This is a genomic window from Pseudocitrobacter vendiensis (assembly GCF_943590815.1).
In the GTDB taxonomy this organism is placed as follows: domain Bacteria; phylum Pseudomonadota; class Gammaproteobacteria; order Enterobacterales; family Enterobacteriaceae; genus Pseudocitrobacter; species Pseudocitrobacter vendiensis.
In genome coordinates, this window is the sequence record NZ_CALSBS010000027.1 from 1 (window position 1) to 16,463 (window position 16,463).

Annotated in this window: 12 protein-coding genes; 8 read left to right on the plus strand and 4 right to left on the minus strand. The window is 56.3% G+C overall.

What is annotated here, in order from left to right:
* The first annotated feature begins 371 nt into the window (after window positions 1–371).
* The 5 genes from mrcB to fhuB all read left to right on the plus strand — a co-directional run bounded on the left by mrcB (window position 372) and on the right by fhuB (window position 9,084).
* Window positions 372–2,915 carry a bifunctional glycosyl transferase/transpeptidase gene (gene mrcB, locus NMC31_RS20995; RefSeq protein WP_253898990.1) on the plus strand — a complete coding sequence of 848 codons (2,544 nt, stop codon included), beginning with the start codon at window positions 372–374 and terminating at the stop codon, window positions 2,913–2,915.
* Between the two features lie 241 nt (window positions 2,916–3,156).
* Entirely contained in the window at window positions 3,157–5,367 is a 2,211-nt protein-coding gene (fhuA, locus tag NMC31_RS21000; RefSeq protein ID WP_253898991.1) for a ferrichrome porin FhuA, read from the plus strand.
* Window positions 5,313–6,215, plus strand: coding sequence for a Fe3+-hydroxamate ABC transporter ATP-binding protein FhuC (gene fhuC / locus NMC31_RS21005; protein WP_436650885.1), 903 nt, complete (start codon window positions 5,313–5,315; stop codon window positions 6,213–6,215). The genes fhuA and fhuC overlap by 55 nt, the downstream gene beginning before the upstream one ends.
* Window positions 6,215–7,105: a Fe(3+)-hydroxamate ABC transporter substrate-binding protein FhuD gene (gene fhuD, locus NMC31_RS21010; protein ID WP_253898993.1), complete on the plus strand. Its 891-nt coding sequence runs from the start codon at window positions 6,215–6,217 to the stop codon at window positions 7,103–7,105. The genes fhuC and fhuD overlap by 1 nt, the downstream gene beginning before the upstream one ends.
* A complete protein-coding gene (fhuB, locus tag NMC31_RS21015) occupies window positions 7,102–9,084 on the plus strand; it encodes a Fe(3+)-hydroxamate ABC transporter permease FhuB (RefSeq protein WP_253898994.1) in 1,983 nt (660 codons plus the stop codon). Before fhuD ends, fhuB begins: the two co-directional genes overlap by 4 nt.
* A 184-nt stretch (window positions 9,085–9,268) precedes the next feature.
* Here fhuB and hemL read toward each other — a convergent pair whose 3' ends face one another.
* Complete coding sequence (gene hemL, locus NMC31_RS21020; RefSeq protein WP_253898995.1) at window positions 9,269–10,549, minus strand: glutamate-1-semialdehyde 2,1-aminomutase; 1,281 nt, start codon at window positions 10,547–10,549, stop codon at window positions 9,269–9,271.
* 183 nt (window positions 10,550–10,732) lie between these two features.
* Between hemL and clcA the strand changes: the two genes are divergently transcribed.
* Both clcA and erpA read left to right on the plus strand, forming a co-directional pair.
* A complete protein-coding gene (clcA, locus tag NMC31_RS21025; protein ID WP_253898996.1) occupies window positions 10,733–12,151 on the plus strand; it encodes a H(+)/Cl(-) exchange transporter ClcA in 1,419 nt (472 codons plus the stop codon).
* Window positions 12,152–12,232: 81 nt separating this feature from the next.
* Window positions 12,233–12,577 carry an iron-sulfur cluster insertion protein ErpA gene (gene erpA / locus NMC31_RS21030; RefSeq protein WP_015965859.1) on the plus strand — a complete coding sequence of 115 codons (345 nt, stop codon included), beginning with the start codon at window positions 12,233–12,235 and terminating at the stop codon, window positions 12,575–12,577.
* Window positions 12,578–12,617: 40 nt separating this feature from the next.
* On the opposite strand, the gene NMC31_RS21035 is transcribed toward erpA, so the two are convergent.
* The 3 genes from NMC31_RS21035 to mtnN are packed head-to-tail and all read right to left on the minus strand — an operon-like array spanning window position 12,618 to window position 14,749.
* Window positions 12,618–13,241: a TRIC cation channel family protein gene (locus NMC31_RS21035; protein WP_149463166.1), complete on the minus strand. Its 624-nt coding sequence runs from the start codon at window positions 13,239–13,241 to the stop codon at window positions 12,618–12,620.
* Between the two features lie 16 nt (window positions 13,242–13,257).
* Window positions 13,258–14,058 (minus strand): vitamin B12 ABC transporter substrate-binding protein BtuF, encoded by an 801-nt coding sequence (gene btuF, locus NMC31_RS21040; RefSeq protein ID WP_253898997.1) that lies wholly within the window; start codon window positions 14,056–14,058, stop codon window positions 13,258–13,260.
* Window positions 14,051–14,749 carry a 5'-methylthioadenosine/S-adenosylhomocysteine nucleosidase gene (mtnN, locus tag NMC31_RS21045; RefSeq protein ID WP_253898998.1) on the minus strand — a complete coding sequence of 233 codons (699 nt, stop codon included), beginning with the start codon at window positions 14,747–14,749 and terminating at the stop codon, window positions 14,051–14,053. Before mtnN ends, btuF begins: the two co-directional genes overlap by 8 nt.
* Before the next feature lie 83 nt (window positions 14,750–14,832).
* On the opposite strand from mtnN, the gene dgt reads away from it, so the two are divergent.
* The gene (dgt, locus tag NMC31_RS21050) at window positions 14,833–16,347 is read left to right on the plus strand and encodes a dGTPase (RefSeq protein WP_253898999.1); all 1,515 of its coding nucleotides are present in this window, start codon (window positions 14,833–14,835) and stop codon (window positions 16,345–16,347) included.
* The last annotated feature ends 116 nt before the right edge of the window (window positions 16,348–16,463 follow it).

Genomic DNA, 16,463 nt, shown 5'->3' on the forward strand with positions numbered 1-16,463 from the left:
TTCCCCCTCTCCCTGTGGGAGAGGGCCGGGGTGAGGGCAACAGCGCGCACGTTCCCTCCTCACCCTAACCCTCTCCCTCAAGGGAGAGGGGACAGACAGCGCTTGTGGCTAAGTTCAGCACGGGTTTTCCCCCTCTCCCTGTGGGAGAGGGCCGGGGTGAGGGCAACAGCGCGCACGTTCCCCCTCACCCTAACCCTCTCCCTCAAGGGAGAGGAGACAGACAGTGCTTGTGGCTAAGTTCAGCACGGGTTTTCCCCGTCTTCCTTTGGGAGAGGGGATAGATCGAGCAAAATTGAGAGATATCTTCTTCTGTTCCAAAACAGAAGAACTGAGAATCAGGCCTTTGCGCCTGAATGTTGCGGAGAGAAAGCATGGCGGGGAATGACCGCGAGCCGATTGGACGTAAAGGCAAGCCTGCGCGTCCGGCGAAACAAAAGGTGAGCCGTCGTCGCCTCAGAGATGAGGATTACGACGACGATTATGATGATGACTATGAGGATGATGAGCCAATGCCACCACGTAAAGGAAAAGGCAAGGGCGGCAAGCCTCGTAGAAAACACGGTTGGTTCTGGCTGCTGGTGAAGCTGGCTATCGTTTTTGCCGTTCTGCTGGCGATCTACGGTGTCTATCTTGACCAGAAAATTCGCAGCCGTATCGACGGTAAAGTCTGGCAACTGCCGGCGGCTGTTTATGGCCGTATGGTTAACCTTGAGCCGGATATGCCCATCAGCAAGAAAGAGATGGTGCAGCTGTTAACGGCGACACAGTACCGCCAGGTGACCGCGATGACGCGTCCGGGCGAGTTCACCGTGCAGGCTAACAGCATTGAGATGATCCGCCGTCCCTTCGATTTCCCGGACAGTAAAGAAGGGCAGGTACGCGCACGTCTGACCTTTGATGGCGATCATCTGGATACGATCGAAAACATGGAGAACAACCGTCAGTTCGGTTTCTTCCGTCTCGATCCGCGCCTGATCACCATGCTGTCGTCGCCAAACGGCGAGCAGCGTCTCTTTGTGCCGCGTAGTGGTTTCCCGGACCTGCTGGTAGACACTCTGCTGGCAACCGAAGACCGTCACTTCTACGAGCATGATGGCGTGAGCCTCTACTCTATCGGTCGTGCGGTGCTGGCGAACCTGACTGCTGGGCGTACGGTGCAGGGCGCGAGTACGCTGACGCAGCAGCTGGTGAAGAACCTGTTCCTCTCCAGCGAACGTTCCTACTGGCGTAAAGCCAACGAAGCGTACATGGCTGTGCTGATGGATGCGCGCTACAGCAAAGATCGTATCCTTGAGCTGTATATGAACGAGGTCTATCTCGGTCAGAGCGGCGATAATGAAATTCGTGGTTTCCCGCTGGCGAGCCTGTACTACTTTGGCCGTCCGGTTGAAGAGCTGAGTCTTGATCAGCAAGCACTGCTGGTGGGGATGGTGAAAGGGGCGTCCATCTACAACCCGTGGCGTAACCCGAAACTGGCACTGGAACGCCGTAACCTGGTGCTGCGTCTGCTTCAGCAGCAGAACGTCATCGACCAGGAACTGTATGACATGCTCAGCGCGCGTCCTCTGGGCGTGCAGCCGCGCGGTGGGGTGATTTCACCTCAGCCAGCGTTTATGCAGATGGTGCGTCAGGAGTTGCAGGCGAAACTGGGCGATAAAGTTAAAGATCTCTCCGGCGTGAAGATCTTCACTACCTTCGACTCCGTGGCGCAGGATGCGGCAGAAAAAGCGGCGACCGAGGGTATTCCGGTACTGAAGAAGCAGCGTAAGCTGAGCGATCTCGAAACGGCGATGGTGGTGGTTGACCGCTTTAGCGGTGAAGTTCGGGCGATGGTAGGGGGCGCAGAGCCGCAGTTCGCCGGTTATAACCGCGCGATGCAGGCCCGTCGTTCCATTGGCTCGCTGGCGAAACCGGCCACCTATCTGACGGCGTTAAGCCAGCCGAATCAGTATCGCCTGAACACCTGGATTGCTGATGCGCCGATTTCTCTGCGTCAGCCAAATGGTCAGGTGTGGTCGCCGCAGAATGATGACCGTCGCTTTAGCGGTCAGGTGATGCTGGTGGATGCGCTAACGCGTTCCATGAACGTGCCGACAGTTAACCTTGGTATGGCGCTGGGCTTGCCAGCGATTACCGATACCTGGCAAAAACTGGGCGTGCCGAAAGATCAGTTGCACCCGGTTCCGGCGATGATCCTGGGGGCTCTGAACCTGACGCCAATCGAAGTGGCGCAGGCGTTCCAGACCATCTCCAGCGGCGGTAACCGTGCGACGCTTTCTGCATTGCGTTCGGTGATTGCGGAAGACGGTACGGTGCTGTATCAGAGCTACCCGCAGGCTGAGCGTGCTGTTCCGGCGCAGGCCGCGTACATGACCCTGTGGACCATGCAGCAGGTGGTGCAGAGGGGTACGGGTCGTCAGCTGGGCGCAAAATATCCGGGCCTGCATCTGGCGGGTAAAACGGGCACCACCAACAACAACGTTGATACATGGTTTGCTGGGATCGATGGCCGTGAAGTGGTGATCACCTGGGTCGGTCGCGATAACAACCAGCCGACTAAGCTGTACGGGGCGAGCGGCGCAATGTCGATTTATCAACGCTATCTGGCAAACCAGTCACCGATTCCGCTGGTGCTGACGCCGCCGGAAGATATTGTTGATATGGGCGTAGATTACAACGGTAACTTTGTGTGCTCTGGCGGTTCACGTATGTTACCGGTGTGGACGACCGAGCCGGATGCGCTCTGCCAGCAGGGTGAGATGATGCAGCAGCAACAGGAGCAGCAGTCGGGCAACCTGTTCGACCAGTCTTCTCAGCCGCAGCAACAGCAGCAGCCACAAGAGCAGCCGAAGAAAGAAGAGAAAGACAGCGATGGCGTCGCTGGCTGGATCAAGGATATGTTTGGCGGTAATTAATATCGTCAACGCGCAAAGCCCGCTTATGTCAGCGGGCTTTTTTATGCGCGATTGTCAGAATGACGTAATGACTAAAACCAATCTATTAACCCTCTGTTTTCATCTGGTTGTTTCTTGAACCTTTAATCCACAACACTCCCTTTACTGCTTGCTATATCGCCGCCGTTTGGCCTATTATTCGGCGGTTATAATAATAATTCTCGTTTACGTTATCATTCATCATTTCATCAGAGATATACCAATGGCGCATCTGAAAACTGCTCAGCCAAACCACTCGCTGCGTAAAATCGCAGTTGTAGTAGCCACAGCGGTTAGCGGCATGTCTGTCTATGCACAGGCGGCGGACCAACCGAAAGAAGAAACCATTACCGTCACTGCGGCACCTGTTTCTCAGGAAAGCGCGTGGGGCCCGGCACCGACAATCGCGGCGAAACGTTCAGCGACCGCAACCAAGACCGACACGCCGATTGAAAAGACGCCGCAGTCTGTTTCGGTGATCACGCGCCAGGAAATGGAAATGCGTCAGCCGACGACCGTAAAGGAAGCGATGGCCTACACGCCGAGCGTTTTCTCTACCCGCGGTAGCTCTTCCACTTATGATGTTGTTTCTATTCGCGGATTTACTGCGCCTACTACCGTAAACACCAACCAGTATCTGGACGGTATGAAACTTCAGGGTAACAACTATTCTGAAGTCTCCATGGACCCCTATTTCCTGGAACGCGTTGAAGTCATGCGCGGGCCAACGTCGGTGCTGTACGGCAACAGCAACCCAGGCGGTATCGTGAGCATGGTCAGCAAACGCCCGACCACCGAACCCCTGCGCGAAATTCAGTTTAAAATGGGTACGGACAACCTGTGGCAGACCGGCTTTGACTTCAGCGACGCGATCGATGATGCGGGCGTGTGGTCCTATCGTCTGACCGGTTTAGGCCGCAGCCAGGACACGCAGCAGGAGATGGCGAAATCAACCCGCTACGCCATCGCACCTTCATTCAGCTGGCGTCCGGATGATAAAACCGACTTCACCTTCCTGAGCAACTTCCAGAGCGATCCTGATGCAGGTTACTATGGCTGGCTGCCGCGCGAAGGCACCGTTGTGCCTTATGTCGATGCGAATGGTAACTCACATAAGTTGCCGACCGATTTCAACGAAGGCGAGAAAGACAACAAGATGCAGCGTCGCCAGCAGATGGTGGGCTACAACTTCTCTCACGCATTTAACGATACCTTCACCGTGCGCCAGAATCTGCGCTACGACCAGGTGAAAACGCTTTATAAAGCGGTATACGGTTTTGGCTATAACGGCGCGGGTAAAATTAACCGCAACTATGTTCGTTCTGACGAAGCGCTGAATGCCTTTACCGTTGATACGCAACTCCAGTCCAACTTTGCTACCGGCGACGTGGACCACACGCTGCTGACCGGCGTCGATTACTCGCGTATGCGTAACGACGTTGATGCGCTTTACGGCTCTGCCAGCCCGCTGGATATGAGCAACCCGCAGTATGGTAATGCGAATGTGTCCGTCAACTTCCCGTATGCGGTACTCAACCGTATGGAACAGACGGGGCTCTACGCGCAGGATCAAATCGAGTGGGATAAGTGGGTACTGACGCTCGGGGGGCGCTACGACTACGCGAAAACCTCAACCCTCACCCGTTCAGGCAACTCTTTAGCTGAGAAGAACGACCAGCAGTTCACCTGGCGCGGTGGCCTGAACTATCTGTTCGATAACGGTATTTCTCCGTACTTCAGCTACAGCGAATCTTTCGAGCCGACCTCTGGCTCAACGAAAGAGGGCACGCCGTTTGATCCGTCTCGCGGTAAGCAGTACGAAGCGGGCGTGAAGTACGTGCCTAACGACAGACCGATTGTGCTGACTGCGGCGCTGTACGAGCTCACCAAGAATAAAAACCTGACGGCGGATCCGAACGATCCTACCGGTATGTATAGCGTACAGGCGGGTGAAATCCGTTCTCGTGGCGTTGAGCTGGAAGCAAAAGCGGCGCTGAATGCGAACATCAACCTGACGGCTGCCTACAGCTACACCGACGCAGAGTATACTGAAGATACTATCTTCAAAGGTAAGCGTCCGGCGGAAGTTCCGCGTAATCAGGCTTCCCTGTGGACGGACTATACCTTCTACGATACCGTTCTGAGCGGTCTGACCTTCGGTGCGGGTGTGCGTTATACGGGTTCAACCGTCAGCTACTACAAAAACGATACCTCGACCGGGAAGAAAAACGAGTCGTTCAATGTCGGCAGCTACACCGTGGCGGATGCGATGGTGAAATACGATCTGGCGCGTTTCGGCCTGCCGGGGTCGTCTGTTGCTGTGAACGTCAACAACCTGTTTGACCGTGAATATGTCTCCAGCTGCTATAGCGAATATGCATGCTACTGGGGCGCGGAACGTCAGGTTGTCGCGACAGCGACCTTCCGCTTCTAATCACTCCTATCGGGCGCGGTTTATCCGCGCCCTTTGACAAGTTGACGGCTATGCAGGACATCACAACCCCTCCAGATACCACCTTTGCACTCGATAGCGTCTCGTTTCGGGTTCCAGGTCGCACGCTGCTTCACCCTCTCTCCCTCACGTTCCCGGTGGGAAAAGTCACCGGCCTTATCGGCCACAACGGCTCCGGTAAATCCACGCTGCTGAAAATGCTTGGACGTCATCAGCCGCCGTCGGAAGGTGAGATTCTGCTGGACGGGCAGCCGCTCGACAGCTGGAACAGCAAAGCGTTTGCCCGTAAAGTCGCCTATCTGCCGCAGCAGTTGCCGCAGGCGGAAGGGATGACCGTGCGTGAGCTGGTGGCGATTGGTCGCTATCCGTGGCACGGGGCGTTGGGGCGTTTTGGCGTAGCCGACCGCGAAAAAGTGGAAGAAGCGATAACCCTGGTAGGGTTAAAACCGCTGGCCAATCGCCTGGTGGATAGCCTCTCCGGCGGCGAGCGTCAGCGGGCGTGGATTGCCATGTTGGTGGCGCAGGACAGCCGCTGCCTGCTGCTGGATGAGCCCACTTCTGCGCTGGATATCGCGCATCAGGTTGATGTGCTGGCGCTGGTGCACCGTTTAAGCCAGCAGCGCGGGCTGACGGTGGTGGCGGTACTGCACGACATCAACATGGCTGCGCGTTACTGTGACTATTTAGTGGCGCTGCGTGGCGGCGAGATGATCGCTCAGGGCACACCTGCCGAGCTGATGCGCAGCGAAACGCTGGAAAACATTTACGGTATTCCGATGGGAATACTGCCACACCCGGCAGGCGCTGCGCCGGTAAGTTTTGTCTATTGATGGATGCCTCCTCTTTGATTAGCCGTCGGCGCTTACTGACGGCAATGGCGCTCTCGCCGCTGCTCTGGCAAATGCGCATCGCGCAGGCGGCGACGGTCGATCCTCACCGTATTGTGGCGCTGGAGTGGCTCCCGGTTGAGCTGCTGCTGGCGTTGGGCGTCACGCCTTACGGTATTGCCGATATCCCAAACTATACGCTGTGGGTGAATGAACCCGCGTTGCCGGATTCGGTGATTGACGTTGGCCTGCGTACCGAACCCAACCTCGAACTGCTGACTCAGATGAAACCGTCGTTTCTGGTCTGGTCGGCGGGCTATGGCCCTTCGGCCGATACACTAGCGAAAATTGCGCCAGGGCGCGGTTTTGCCTTTAGCGATGGTAAGCAACCGCTGACGCAGGCGCGTCATTCGCTTATTGAAATGGCACAACTGATTGGCCGCGAGCCGCAGGCGCAACAGCACCTGCGGGATTATGATGCCTTTGTAGAAAGCCTGAAGCCGCGTTTTGCGATGCGTGGCGATCGCCCATTATTGATGGTCACGCTGTTGGATGCGCGGCATATGCTGGTCTTCGGGCCGAACTGCCTGTTTCAGGAGATGCTCGACACGCTTGGCGTTAAAAACGCCTGGCAGGGCGAAACCAACTTCTGGGGCAGCGTGGCGGTGGGTATTGACCGCCTGGCGGCCTACAAAGATGCGGATGTGCTCTGCTTCGACCACGGCAACGACCCGGAGATGCGTAAGCTGATGGCAACGCCGCTGTGGCAGGCGATGCCGTTTGTACGGGCCAACCGTTTTCAGCGTGTGCCGGCGGTCTGGTTCTACGGCGCGACGCTCTCGGCAATGCATTTTGGCCGCGTGCTGGATAACGCGCTGGGAGGCAAAGCATGAGAACCAAAATCTCCCCGTTTGCCGCCCTGTTGCTGCTGGCGTTGTTTATTGTCGCACTGACGTTGACCTGGTTTAACTTTAACATTGCGCTGCCGCGAGGGCAGTGGATGCAGGCGCTTCGTCAACCAAACATCGATTCTATCGACCAGATGCTGTTCCACTATAGCCTGACGCCGCGACTGGCGATTTCGCTGCTGGTTGGCGCGGGGCTTGGGCTGGTTGGCGTTCTGTTCCAGCAGGTGTTGCGTAACCCACTGGCGGAACCGACTACGCTTGGCGTGGCGACCGGCGCGCAGCTTGGTATGACCGTCACCACATTGTGGGCTATCCCGGGCGCGTTGACCTCGCAGTTTGCCGCGCTGGCCGGGGCGTGTATTGTCGGTGCGCTGGTATTTGGTGTGGCGTGGGGCAAGCGACTCTCGCCGGTGACGCTGATTCTGGCGGGGCTGGTGGTCAGCCTTTACTGCGGCGCGATTAATCAACTGATGGTGATATTCCATCATGACCAGTTACAAAGCATGTTCCTGTGGAGCACCGGCACCCTGACACAAACCGACTGGAGCATCGTCGAACGTCTGTGGCCGCAACTGCTGGGTGGGGTGATGCTCACGTTGCTGCTGCTACGCCCGCTGACGCTGATGGGGCTGGATGATGGCGTGGCCCGCAACCTGGGGCTGGCCTTATCGCTGGCGCGTCTGGCGGCGTTGACGCTGGCAATTGTGATCAGCGCCTTCCTCGTTAATGCGGTTGGGATTATCGGCTTTATCGGCCTGTTTGCGCCGCTGCTGGCGAAAATGCTCGGCGCGCGCCGTCTTCTGGCGCGTCTGATGCTGGCACCGCTGATTGGCGCGCTGATCCTCTGGCTCTCCGACCAAATCATTATTTGGCTCACCCGCGTGTGGATGGAAGTCTCGACCGGGTCAGTCACCGCGCTGATTGGCGCGCCATTGCTGCTGTGGCTGCTCCCACGTTTACGCAGCATGACCGCACCGGCCATGAACGCCAGCGATAGCGTTGCGCAGGAGCGTTACAACGTGCCTGCGTGGGCCATCGCGGGTCTGGTGATTCTGCTGGTAGCGATGTTCGCCGCGCTGGCGTTTGGCCGTGATGCCGACGGCTGGCGCTGGGCGAGCGGAACGCTACTGGATGAACTGCTGCAATGGCGCTGGCCTCGCGTTCTCTCCGCGCTGATCGCCGGGATGATGCTGGCGGTGGCGGGCTGTATTATCCAGCGTCTGACGGGGAATCCGATGGCCAGCCCGGAAGTGCTGGGGATCAGTTCCGGCGCGGCGTTCGGCGTGGTGTTGATGCTGTTTATCGTGCCGGGTAACGCCTTTGGCTGGCTGTTGCCTGCGGGCAGTATTGGCGCGGCAGTGACGCTACTGATTATTTTGATCGCCGCCGGACGCGGTGGCTTTTCGCCGCACCGCATGCTGCTGGCGGGGATGGCGCTTAGCACTGCGTTTACCATGTTGCTGATGATGTTGCAGGCGAGTGGTGATCCGCGTATGGCGCAAATCCTGACGTGGATTTCGGGCTCAACCTACAATGCGACCAGCACGCAGGTGCTGCAATCGGCGGTGGTGATGGCGGTGCTGTTCCTGCTGGTACCGTTGAGTCGCCGTTGGTTAACGATCCTGCCGCTGGGCGGGGATACTGCACGATCTGTCGGGATCGCCCTAACGCCTGCGCGTATTGCGCTTTTGCTGCTGGCGGCCAGTCTGACGGCGGCGGCCACGCTCACCATTGGCCCGCTGAGCTTTGTTGGCCTGATGGCACCGCATATCGTGCGCATGATGGGCTTCCGCCGTACAACGCCGCATATCGTGATGTCTACGCTGGTTGGGGGCTTGCTGCTGGTGTTTGCCGACTGGTGTGGGCGCATGATCATGTTCCCGTATCAGATCCCGGCAGGGTTGCTGTCGACCTTTATCGGTGCGCCGTACTTTATTTATTTGCTGAGAAAGCAGAGTCGTTAGAAAAGACCCTCACCCCGGCCCTCTCCCTGAGGGAGAGGGGGAAAACAAGCGCCGGTCGGTTCCCTCTTCCTGTGTGTGGGGGGAGAAAACAAGCGCCCGGTCGGTACTCTCTCCCTGTGTAAGAGGGAGAAAACAATTGCACGGTCGGTTCCCTCTCCCTGTGGGAGAGGGTTAGGGTGAGGGGCTACAGCTGCGCAAACACCTTACGCGCGGCATCAATGGTTTTATTAATATCTTCCGGCGTGTGCGCCACGGACATAAAGCCCGCTTCAAACGCCGATGGCGCCAGATAAATCCCTTCGTCCAGCATCAGGTGGAAGAAACGCTTGAAGCGTTCAACGTCGCATTTCAGGACGTCCTGATAGCAGGTCACCGTTTCTGCATCGGTGAAGAAAATCCCGAACATGCCGCCAACGTGGTTGACCACCAGAGGAATACCCGTCTCTTCAGCGGCGTCCAGTAGCCCTTCTGCTAACTGAGTCGTAAGCTCGCCCAGGGTTTCGTGCACGCCTGGCTGCGCCACCTGCGTCAGGCACGCGTAGCCTGCGGCCATTGCAATCGGGTTACCGGAAAGCGTACCCGCCTGATAAACCGGGCCGGTTGGCGCCAGTGCGTCCATCACATCACGGCGTCCGCCAAAAGCGCCGACTGGCATGCCGCCGCCGATGATTTTGCCAAGGCAGGTGAGATCCGGCACGACGTCATAGTAAGACTGCGCGCCCGCCAGTGCGACGCGGAAACCGGTCATGACTTCATCGATGATCAGCAGCGCGCCAAATTCATCACACAGGGCGCGCAGACCCGGCAGGAATTCCGGCAGCGGCGGTACACAGTTCATGTTGCCCGCGACCGGTTCCACGATAATGCAGGCGATCTCCTGCGGGAACTGCTCGAACGCCTCGCGCACGGAGGCGAGATCGTTATAGGTGCAGGTCAGTGTGTGTTTGGCGAAATCTGCCGGGACGCCTGGGGAGTTTGGCTGGCCGAGGGTCAGCGCGCCGGAACCGGCTTTTACCAGCAGGTGGTCGGCGTGACCGTGGTAGCAACCTTCGAATTTGATGATTTTATCGCGGCCCGTGAAACCACGCGCCAGGCGAATGGCGCTCATGGTCGCTTCCGTTCCTGAGTTCACCATGCGAACCATGTCCATGGTCGGCACCAGTTCAGTCACCAGTTCCGCCATTTTCACTTCCATTTCGGTTGGCGCCCCGAAGCTCAGACCACGTTCGGCGGCTTCAATCACCGCGTTACGGATGGTCGGGTTATTGTGGCCCAACACCATAGGACCCCAGGAGCCGACGTAATCGACGTAGGCTTTGCCATCCGCATCATACAGGTAAGCCCCGTCCGCACGTTCGATAAACAGCGGTGTGCCACCCACGCCGGTGAAGGCGCGTACCGGTGAGTTGACGCCGCCGGGAATAAGTTTTCGTGCGGCGTTGTAGAGGTTTTCCGATTTGCTCATGAAACGGCTCCTGATTCGGGGGAGGAAAATGATTAACGGGCTATTCTAATTATTCCAGGAAGGTTATGAAAGTTTTGCCGAAATGAAACACTCGGTCATTCAGGGGATTTTTTACGCGACGAGGGGCGAGAGGCCCGTTAGAATGCCTCCTTCGAATTTGTATTACCAATTTATGATAAGCAGATGAAAGCAGATTCTTCCTCTTTTGAGTCACAGCAAATTACACGCTTACGTCGTGGCGATACGATACGCCGGTTATTGAACCGCGATAAAACGCCGCTAAAAGTTCTGTTGATGGCCGCGCTGGTCGGCACCGTCGCCGGTTTCGTCGGCGTGGCGTTCGAAAAGGCGGTGAACTGGGTGTCTAACCTCCGTATGGCGTCGATCGCGCAGGTGGCGGATCACTGGTTTATCGTCTGGCCGCTGGCCTTTATTCTTTCCGGGTTGCTGGCGATGGTGGGATACTTCTTAGTACGGCGCTTTGCCCCTGAAGCAGGGGGCTCGGGTATTCCTGAAATTGAGGGCGCGCTGGAAGAGTTGCGTCCGGTGCGCTGGTGGCGCGTGCTGCCAGTGAAATTCATCGGCGGGATGGGGACACTCGGGGCCGGGATGGTACTCGGGCGAGAAGGGCCGACGGTGCAAATCGGCGGTAATATCGGGCGCATGATTGGCGATATCTTCCGTATGCGCAGCGCCGAAGCGCGTCACACCCTGCTGGCAACCGGCGCAGCGGCGGGGTTGTCGGCGGCGTTCAATGCACCGCTGGCGGGGATCCTGTTCATCATTGAAGAGATGCGCTCGCAGTTTCGCTATAACCTGGTTTCCATAAAAGCTGTCTTTACCGGCGTCATTATGTCGAGCATCGTGTTTCGCATCTTTAACGGCGAGACGCCGGTAATTGAAGTGGGCAAACTGACCAACGCACCGGTGAACACGCTGTGGCTTTATCTGGTGCTGGGGATGATTTTTGGTATCGTCGGCCCCATCTTCAATACGCTGGTGTTGAGAACGCAGGATATGTTCCAGCGTATTCACGGTGGCGAAATCAAAAAGTGGGTCTTAATCGGCGGCCTGATTGGCGGGCTGTGCGGCGTGCTCGGGTTGATTGAACCGGCGGCGGCGGGGGGCGGTTTTAACCTGATTCCGATTGCGGCTGCGGGTAACTACAGCGTAGGTTTGCTGCTGTTTATCTTTATCGCACGCGTACTGACCACGCTGCTTTGCTTCTCCTCCGGCGCGCCGGGCGGCATTTTCGCGCCAATGCTGGCGCTGGGCACACTGCTGGGCACCGCGTTTGGCATGGCGGCGATGAACGTTTTTCCGGGCTACCATCTTGAGGCGGGTACGTTTGCTATCGCGGGCATGGGCGCATTAATGGCCGCGTCGGTGCGTGCGCCGCTCACCGGGATTGTACTGGTGCTGGAGATGACGGACAATTATCAGCTCATTTTGCCAATGATTATTACCTGCTTAGGTGCCACGCTATTAGCGCAGTTCCTGGGTGGCAAGCCGCTCTACGCCACGATCCTGGCGCGAACGCTGGCGAAACAGGAAGCAGAACAGGCGGCAAAAGCCCAGCAAGCGGCCGGGCAGAATACTTGAATGAATTACCAGGGTATTAGATAATGACCAAAAGAATCGGGTTATTATTTGCCCAGATTACAGTATTAATGGGAGCAAAAAATGAGTGATGAAGTTGTGCTGCCGCTGGAGTTTACCGACGCCGCAGCCTCTAAAGTAAAAGACCTGATTGCAGATGAAGACAATCCGAATATGAAACTGCGCGTGTATATCACCGGCGGTGGTTGCAGCGGTTTCCAGTACGGTTTCACTTTTGACGATCAGATCAACGAAGGCGATATGACCATTGAGAAACAGGGCGTAGGCCTGGTCGTTGACCCGATGAGCCTGCAGTATCTGGTTGGCGGTTCTGTTGATTACACCGAAGGTCTGGAAGGTTCCCGTTTCATCGTAACCAACCCGAACGCGACCAGCACCTGCGGCTGCGGTTCTTCGTTCAGTATCTGATGATTACCGGATGGCGTGCGCGCTATCCGGTAAAATCAGGCTATTTCCCCGGTTCGTCCAGCGCAAAGGTCGGCAGCTTCAGATGCCAGTGAATCGCCGCCAGGCGAATGACCAGCGTCACCACCATGCCAATCATACTGGCGCTTTCCAGCGGAACCTTGAAAGTATAAAACGCCGTGGCGTGGACGATGCCGCCGATGATACAGGCCGTGGCGTAAATTTCCGTTCGCAGGATCATCGGTACTTCGCGCGCCAGCACGTCGCGGATAATCCCGCCGCCGACACCGGTGATAACGCCCATACAAACGGCGACCAGTGGCCCGGTTTCAGCAAGAAACGCTTTATTCACGCCAATGCCGACAAACACCGCGAGGCCGACGGCATCCAGCACCGGTAATACCCACTTTGGCAGGCGGCGCGGTTGACGCACCAACACGATAGTGAGCATACAGGTGACCATCGCCACCACCAGGTCAGTGGGATCTTTTACCCAAAAAACCGGGCCGTGGTCGAGCGCCATATCGCGGATTGTTCCGCCGCCGACAGCGGTGACCACGCCCAGCACCAGCACACCAAACGGGTCCATACGCAGCTTTCCGGCGAGCAGAACGCCGGAAACGGCAAATACCATTGTGCCAAGAATATCCAGCCAGTAGACGAGCATATCCTGAGTTAACCTATCAATTAACCTGCGCCAGGGCAGTACAGAGTTGTTTCGCGGCGAGGATAATACGTGGGCTTGCACGTTCAAACCAGTCGCTATTGAGAGGAATCACCGGGATTGTGAGCTGACTGCCCCAATACTGCTCGATTTTCGGAATTTGACTCGCGCCGCCGGCAACCACAATCGCCTGTGGCTGGCGTGTAAGCACCTGTTCGCGGCTCACCTGTGGCCAGGGAACGCGGCTGTCGGCGAAGATGTTTTCACCCCCGCAAATCTCCAGCACCTGGTTCTGAATGGCGGCTTTGTTGCTGGTAAAGATAGGATTAAAACCGAACTGGAGAAATACCCGTTTTTTGGACTGATTTGCATAGCGGGCTTTGAGTTCGGTGTAGTCGCGCAGCAGCTGGCTGGCGGCCTGTTCCGCTTTTTCCGGGTGTGGGCTCCATCGGGCGATTTCGCGCAGCGTAGCGGCAATGCTTTCCACCGTATGGTTGTCTATCCATACGACTTTAATGCCCAATGAACTCAACTGGTTAACCTGACGTTCGGCGTTGCCTTCTCGCCAGGCAAGCACCACATCGGGCTTAAGTGCCACGATGCGTTCGAGGTTAATCCCCTGCCATGAGGCGACTTGCTCAATACTTTTTGCCGCTTCCGGGTAGTCGGAATAGTTGCTGACGCCAATCGGGGTGATCCCGGCCGCAAAGGCCAGTTCCGTATTGGCTGGAGAGAGAGTAATGACCCGCGGCGCGGCACCAAGCCACGCCGGGGCAACCAGTGCGAGGGCGAGAAGCCCTTTAAGCAGCGACTTAACCACGCGCCAGCTTCTGCACCAGGGTTTCCACCATCAGGGTGGACTGTTTTGCCGCTACCGCCAGGAACTCGTCAAAGCTCAGGTGAGACTGCTGGTCAGCGACGTCGGAGATCGCGCGAACCACCACGAACGGGACGTTAAAGTTGTGGCAGACGTGTGCGATGGCGGTCGCTTCCATCTCAACAGCTACCGCCTGCGGGAAGTTGTGACGAATTTTCGCCAGGCCTACGGAGCCATTAATGAAGGCATCGCCGCTGACGATCAGGCCGCGTACCGCATTCAGATTTAACGCTTTAATGCACTCTTCTGCCGCAGAGATCAGCTTTTCGTCAGCCTTAAAACCTGCCGGACAACCCGGAAGCTGACCAAACTCGTAGCCGAACGCGGTCACATCCGCATCGTGATAGCGCGCTTCATCAGAAACCACGATATCACCCACCTTCAGCGTCGGCGCCAGGCCACCCGCAGAACCGGTATTGATAATCACGTCCGGCTGGCAACGCTCCAGCAGCAGGGTTGCACCCATCGCGGCAGCGACTTTACCAATACCGGATTTCAGTAACGCGACATCCACCCCGTTAAGCTGGCCGGTATAAATTTCACTTCCGCCGATGGAGAGAGTTTCACGGTTTTCGATTTTGTCACGTAGCAGCGTAACTTCTTCTTCCATTGCGCCAATGATGCCGATTTTCATAGATTTACTCGCGATATGCCCTAATTGGATGCATAGTCTACCATGGGGTTCAGGGGAAGCGCATTTCTCGCGATGGAGAGGCTATGGCTAAGATTGATTTTCGCAACAAGATTAACTGGGGCCGGCGTTATCGCTCGCCAGAAGGCATCAGCTCTGAGCATGAAATTCTGCAAATATTCGAAAGCGATCGCGGGCGCATTATCAACTCACCGGCGATTCGTCGTTTACAGCAGAAAACCCAGGTTTTCCCGCTGGAGCGCAATGCTGCCGTGCGCACGCGTCTTACCCATTCGCTGGAAGTACAGCAGGTAGGGCGTTACATCGCGAAAGAAGTGCTCAGCCGTCTGAAAGAGAAAAAGCTGTTAGCCACTTATGGGCTGAATGAGCTGACCGGGCCGTTCGAAAGCATCGTTGAGATGGCCTGCCTGATGCACGACATTGGTAATCCACCGTTTGGTCATTTTGGCGAAGCGGCCATCAATGACTGGTTCCGCCAACGGCTGGTTCCGGCGGATGCCACCCAGCAGCCGCTGAGCCACGATCGCTGTGTGGTTGCTACACTGCGTTTGCAAGAAGGCGATGAGACGCAGAATGAATTGCGTCGGAAGGTGCGTCAGGATCTCTGTCATTTTGAAGGCAATGCGCAGGGCATTCGCATGGTACATACCTTAATGCGCATGAATCTTACGTGGGCGCAGGTCGGCTGTATTCTGAAATATACTCGCCCCGCCTGGTGGGCCAGCGACGTGCCGGCAAGCCACAGCTATTTAATGAAAAAACCTGGCTATTATTTAGCCGAAGAACACTATATTACGCGCTTACGTAAAGAACTGGATTTAGCGCCTTACAATCGCTTCCCCCTAACCTGGATTATGGAGGCGGCGGACGATATCTCCTATTGTGTGGCGGATCTTGAGGATGCGGTAGAAAAACGTATCTTTAGCGTCGAGCAGCTTTATCAACATTTACATGATGCCTGGCCCGAACATGGGAAAGGTTCTCTGTTCGCGCAGGTGGTCGAAAATGCCTGGGATAAATCGCGTTCCAATTCATTAAGTCGCAGTACGGTCGATCAGTTCTTTATGTATTTACGCGTCAATACGCTAAATAAACTGGTGCCCTTCGCCGCCCAGCGCTTTATTGATAATCTGCCGGATATCTATCGTGGCGACTTTAATCATGCCCTGCTGGAAGATGAAAGCGATTATAGCCAGTTATTGGATCTCTATAAAAAAGTCGCGATAAAACATGTCTTTAGTCATTCTGATGTCGAGATGCTTGAACTTCAGGGTTATCGGGTGATTAGTGGGTTGTTGGAAATCTATTCTCCCCTGTTGAAATTATCGCAAAGTGACTTCACGTTGTTGGTTGAGAAAGAACGCATCGTATCGCTGCCGATAGAATCGCGCCTTTTCCAGAAACTCTCGCGTAACCATCGACTGGCGTATATTGAGGCGGTAAATAAAGTATCGCGTGACTCAGCAGAATTCCCGGTGATGGAATACTATTATCGCTGTCGCCTGATTCAGGACTATATCAGCGGAATGACCGATCTTTACGCGTGGGATGAATATCGTCGTCTGATGGCGGTGGAATAACCACGAGTTTTGTAAAGACAGACAATAAATTTTTACTTTTTCCAGCGCCTTAAGCGCGGAACTTCGCGTCAGAATACGACTCTGATAGTCACGTACACAGCAACTTTGCATAATCT

Bases quoted from the DNA above. Each gene is read 5' to 3' on its own strand.
- mrcB (WP_253898990.1), top strand. From the start codon at position 372: ATGGCGGGGAATGACCGCGAGCCGATTGGACGTAAAGGCAAGCCTGCG.
- fhuA (WP_253898991.1), top strand. From the start codon at position 3,157: ATGGCGCATCTGAAAACTGCTCAGCCAAACCACTCGCTGCGTAAAATC.
- fhuC (WP_436650885.1), top strand. From the start codon at position 5,313: ATGCTACTGGGGCGCGGAACGTCAGGTTGTCGCGACAGCGACCTTCCG.
- fhuD (WP_253898993.1), top strand. From the start codon at position 6,215: ATGGATGCCTCCTCTTTGATTAGCCGTCGGCGCTTACTGACGGCAATG.
- fhuB (WP_253898994.1), top strand. From the start codon at position 7,102: ATGAGAACCAAAATCTCCCCGTTTGCCGCCCTGTTGCTGCTGGCGTTG.
- hemL (WP_253898995.1), bottom strand. From the start codon at position 10,549: ATGAGCAAATCGGAAAACCTCTACAACGCCGCACGAAAACTTATTCCC.
- clcA (WP_253898996.1), top strand. From the start codon at position 10,733: ATGAAAGCAGATTCTTCCTCTTTTGAGTCACAGCAAATTACACGCTTA.
- erpA (WP_015965859.1), top strand. From the start codon at position 12,233: ATGAGTGATGAAGTTGTGCTGCCGCTGGAGTTTACCGACGCCGCAGCC.
- NMC31_RS21035 (WP_149463166.1), bottom strand. From the start codon at position 13,241: ATGCTCGTCTACTGGCTGGATATTCTTGGCACAATGGTATTTGCCGTT.
- mtnN (WP_253898998.1), bottom strand. From the start codon at position 14,749: ATGAAAATCGGCATCATTGGCGCAATGGAAGAAGAAGTTACGCTGCTA.
- dgt (WP_253898999.1), top strand. From the start codon at position 14,833: ATGGCTAAGATTGATTTTCGCAACAAGATTAACTGGGGCCGGCGTTAT.